This is a genomic window from Streptomyces chiangmaiensis (genome assembly GCF_036281785.1).
GTDB classification, from domain to species: domain Bacteria; phylum Actinomycetota; class Actinomycetes; order Streptomycetales; family Streptomycetaceae; genus Streptomyces; species Streptomyces chiangmaiensis.
On record NZ_JAYWVC010000434.1, the window covers coordinates 1 to 3,274 of the forward strand.

General features: G+C 69.3%; 8 protein-coding genes. 2 read left to right on the plus strand and 6 right to left on the minus strand.

What is annotated here, in order from left to right:
• Positions 1-99: 99 nt before the first annotated feature.
• The 4 genes from VXC91_RS43900 to VXC91_RS43915 form a co-directional block, all read right to left on the minus strand.
• Positions 100-477: a fic family toxin-antitoxin system, toxin component gene (locus tag VXC91_RS43900; RefSeq protein ID WP_329512936.1), complete on the minus strand. Its 378-nt coding sequence runs from the start codon at positions 475-477 to the stop codon at positions 100-102.
• Positions 477-722: a hypothetical protein gene (locus VXC91_RS43905; RefSeq protein ID WP_329512937.1), complete on the minus strand. Its 246-nt coding sequence runs from the start codon at positions 720-722 to the stop codon at positions 477-479. The genes VXC91_RS43900 and VXC91_RS43905 overlap by 1 nt, the downstream gene beginning before the upstream one ends.
• 114 nt (positions 723-836) lie before the next feature.
• Positions 837-1,064, minus strand: coding sequence for a hypothetical protein (locus VXC91_RS43910; protein WP_329512938.1), 228 nt, complete (start codon positions 1,062-1,064; stop codon positions 837-839).
• Positions 1,065-1,461: 397 nt separating this feature from the next.
• Positions 1,462-1,620, minus strand: a complete 159-nt coding sequence (locus VXC91_RS43915) for a hypothetical protein (RefSeq protein WP_329512939.1) — start codon at positions 1,618-1,620, stop codon at positions 1,462-1,464.
• 11 nt (positions 1,621-1,631) lie between these two features.
• Here VXC91_RS43915 and VXC91_RS43920 point away from each other — a divergent pair, with 11 nt between their 5' ends.
• Complete coding sequence (locus VXC91_RS43920; RefSeq protein WP_329512940.1) at positions 1,632-1,850, plus strand: hypothetical protein; 219 nt, start codon at positions 1,632-1,634, stop codon at positions 1,848-1,850.
• A 177-nt stretch (positions 1,851-2,027) separates the two neighbouring features.
• On the opposite strand, the gene VXC91_RS43925 is transcribed toward VXC91_RS43920, so the two are convergent.
• Positions 2,028-2,174 (minus strand): helix-turn-helix domain-containing protein, encoded by a 147-nt coding sequence (locus VXC91_RS43925; protein ID WP_408057625.1) that lies wholly within the window; start codon positions 2,172-2,174, stop codon positions 2,028-2,030.
• Between the two features lie 116 nt (positions 2,175-2,290).
• On the opposite strand from VXC91_RS43925, the gene VXC91_RS47355 reads away from it, so the two are divergent.
• Complete coding sequence (locus VXC91_RS47355; RefSeq protein WP_408057626.1) at positions 2,291-2,482, plus strand: HNH endonuclease; 192 nt, start codon at positions 2,291-2,293, stop codon at positions 2,480-2,482.
• A gap of 194 nt (positions 2,483-2,676) precedes the next feature.
• On the opposite strand, the gene VXC91_RS43930 is transcribed toward VXC91_RS47355, so the two are convergent.
• Positions 2,677-3,274: DUF234 domain-containing protein (locus VXC91_RS43930; RefSeq protein ID WP_329512941.1), on the minus strand; the 598-nt coding region annotated here is incomplete at its 5' end.

Below are 3,274 nucleotides of genomic sequence, written 5' to 3' on the forward strand. Positions count from 1 at the left end.
GTATTTGGTGAATTTCTCCCTCGTGTTCACGGGCGCGGATCCAGTCGACGTCGTGTGCAAGCGCGAGAACCTGGCCGCGCACCGGGGCGCACTGCCGGTTCAGGTCGTCTGCGGCCAGGCCCGAAGCACGGTGGCGATCCTCGCGGCGGTGCAGGCGGGGTCCCGCAGCAGGTCGCGCAGGGCGACGGCATCCTCGCGGGTGGGCTTGACCGGGATGCCGGAGGCTTCCAGGTACATCACGCCGGTCGCGGCGGCGACGGCGAGGTTGGAGCGCTCCAGCCAGCGGCAGCGGCCGAGGATGTGCACCAGGGCGGCGGCACGGGCGTAAGGGCCGTCGTAGACGGGCTGCTCGAGCAGCTCGGCCCGGTGGCAGGCGACCGCGGCTACCGGCACCCCGTAGTCGTCTGGGGCCGGGTCCCCGGCGCCCGCGAGCTCCGCGACCTGCAGGATCCAGGGAACATCGATGAACAGGTCCATTACGCGGCGTGCGCTCCCCGCGTGTCACGGTCGGCGTCTTCAGCCTCGTCGAAGACGGCCTGGTGATCGTCGAGGAAGCGCCGCGCGGCGTCCAGGCCACGGTGCCGCAGTCCGCGGGCGTCGTCCTTCACGAGGGAGGCGATGTAGTCACCCACGCTCAGGCCGCGGTCCTTGGCGCGGGCCCGGGCAAGTTGCGCGACGTCGTCATCGACGCGTGCGCCGAGCTGTGTCTTTTCCTTTGCCATCCTCCGATGATAACAGCTGTTACCACACGGGGGCGCGGTGTCCGGCAGGTGATCGGTGCCGGGGCCCAGCCCGCAGCCGTACGCTCCCCATCGCCCGGCACGGCGCAGGCCGCTTCAGCGAGTGTCCTGTGGGCTGTTGAAGAGGTCGGCGAGCGCCGGGGCGTCGGCGGGGATCCTGTGGTAGGAAACCAGGCCGCGGCCGGACCGGCGTAGATGGGCGGCCGCCTGGGCGTGGTCGGGGATCGTCTCGGCCAGCTGGGGGTTGTGACTTGTCGCCGCGCGGCGCGACTCGTACGACCCCGCCTCCCGCCAGTCCGCGGCGGCGGTGATGCGGCCGGTCATGGGCATCACGCAGGGAATCAACACGCACGCGAGCCGGGACGCCGTCAGCCGGCCGGCGGCAAGCTCGCCGGCGCGGACGGCGTCGACCAATGCCAGCAGCGGGATCAGTGCCCATGCAACGCGGCCAGCGTCGTCGGGCGGCGGGTCGCGTCCCTCGCGGTCCGATGTGCCGAGCCAGGACAACCGGGGCGACTCGGGACGCTGATCAGGGTCCGGGCTGGGGGTTGTTCATCCCGATGATGACCCCGATCACGATGATCGCGATCAGCAGATAGAACCGCGTCTTCAGGCTCACGCCAACCCCCTCCCAACCCCGCCCTGTCGAGTGGGTCGCCGTAGCTCACCTGGCCGTGGCCTCACCGTACCGGCCGCCCGCGTGCGCTTGGGTACCCGGCGTCTATCCGGCCACGTACGCCTTGCGGCATTCCGCCTCGACGATGTCGATCTTCTCGGTGGTGAGCTGCTGATCCTCAGGGGAGAGCCGGGGCTGCGAGCTGTAGGCGGAATTCTGACTGACGCTGCTCTGCTGCCGGATCGGCTGGAACGGGAGGCTCATAGGGTTGGGGGATGGCGAACCTCCCTGTCGGCGCTTGGATACGCCGGCACATAGAGATGATCTGCAAGGACTGCCTCAAGACCGGCGAGTGGCCGCCCGGAGAGCTGTCCGAGGACGGCGTGTGGGAAGTCCGCTCCTGCCCCAACTCCCGTTGCAATGGCACCTGGAAGACGCGGGCTCTGTACGTCGCGGGACCCGGTGACGCAACCGAGCCCAACGCGTTCGATTAACCGGGACAGGTCCTCTGACACGCATGGATCGGGGGTTGAGGAACATCCATGTCAGATCGTGCGTCAAGCCGACGTCGGCCCCGGTGGCGCCGGCCGGTAGCGGGCGGGACGCTGGGGGGCGTGGTGCGCCGGGACGGTTGGTGCTCCGCACGCGGGGCGTCCGCGGGGCGTCGTCCTCTACGCCTGCTGGAGCTGGCGGGCCTGCCTGCGGTAGCCGCCGGGAGGTGTTCCCAGTTCGCGTTTGAAGGCGAGGGAGAAGGCGGCTTCGGAGCCGTACCCGACGGCGTCCGCGATGGCGGCGACGGTCTGCTCGGTGGTCGCCAATGGGGCGGGGTCTCACTGGCGCGCAAGACCAGGATCGGCTGTCTTGACGATCACCCGAAGCAGGTGTGGAACAGCGGACGCAACGAGATCGTCAAGCGCTTGCCGACACCTGCGAGATGTGCGGGTCCCATGGCGGTGTCGAGGTGCACCACATTCGGCACCTGAAGGACCTGAATGTCCGGGGGCGGGCGCCCAAGCCTGCCTGGGCTCAGATGATGGCTGCACGCCGTCGGAAGACCCTGGTCGTCTGCCGTGTCTGCCATGAGGACATCCACTACAGCGGACGCCCGTCGCGGCAGAACTCATGAGAAGAAAAGGCGCTGGAGAGCCGTGGTGCTCGGAAAGCGAGCATGCCCGGTTCGGTGGGGGGCCGTCGGAAAAGGGCCTGGTCACAGGCACCTCGCTGGCGGCCTACCCAACCGCACGTCCGGTTCGGGTCGGCGGCTCGGGGAAATGGAACGACGGCAACGTCGTCACCGCGCCCCGGGCCGACCGCACAAGGTCAGTTGGCGGGCTGCCAAGCGGAGAGGACGTCTCCCGCCCCCCAGATGAGGTCCGTCTTGCCCTGGTCAAGATCTGGTGCGATGCCGGACAAGGAGACGACGACGATGCCGGTACTGCCAGGGGCGAAGCCGGGCACCTGTGGGGCACTACGCAGGAGCTCTGCCAGGTCGTGGTCGTCGAACGGGGTGTCGAGCCACTTGATCGAGCCGACGAAGTGCAGATACTGGGCGACGGGTGCCCGGTCCGCGCCGACCAGGTCCACCTCCGGGTTGAACTGACGGTTCCACCAGCCGCCCACCACTGCGGTATCGGGCCAGGGCAGAGCGCCTGATGCCGCGGCAAGCTCGAGCGACTCTCGCACCAGCGGCTCCACGGCCCTGCCCCGCCAGGTAGGCCAACGGCGCTCCACGAGCCGGAAGGCCGCTTCGGGTCGTCCCCGGCGAGCCTGTTCCTGCGCCGATCGCAGCGCCGCCAGATACAAGCGCAGATTGGTGTCGGCGACCCTGTACAGCGCGGGTTTGCCCGGGCGAATCGATACCGGCTCGTCGACAGCGAGAACCCGCTTCTCCTCCACCATGCGGCGCAGCAACGGCGAT

Bases quoted from the DNA above. Each gene is read 5' to 3' on its own strand.
- VXC91_RS43900 (WP_329512936.1), bottom strand. From the start codon at position 477: ATGGACCTGTTCATCGATGTTCCCTGGATCCTGCAGGTCGCGGAGCTC.
- VXC91_RS43905 (WP_329512937.1), bottom strand. From the start codon at position 722: ATGGCAAAGGAAAAGACACAGCTCGGCGCACGCGTCGATGACGACGTC.
- VXC91_RS43910 (WP_329512938.1), bottom strand. From the start codon at position 1,064: ATGACCGGCCGCATCACCGCCGCCGCGGACTGGCGGGAGGCGGGGTCG.
- VXC91_RS43915 (WP_329512939.1), bottom strand. From the start codon at position 1,620: ATGAGCCTCCCGTTCCAGCCGATCCGGCAGCAGAGCAGCGTCAGTCAG.
- VXC91_RS43920 (WP_329512940.1), top strand. From the start codon at position 1,632: ATGGCGAACCTCCCTGTCGGCGCTTGGATACGCCGGCACATAGAGATG.
- VXC91_RS47355 (WP_408057626.1), top strand. From the start codon at position 2,291: ATGTGCGGGTCCCATGGCGGTGTCGAGGTGCACCACATTCGGCACCTG.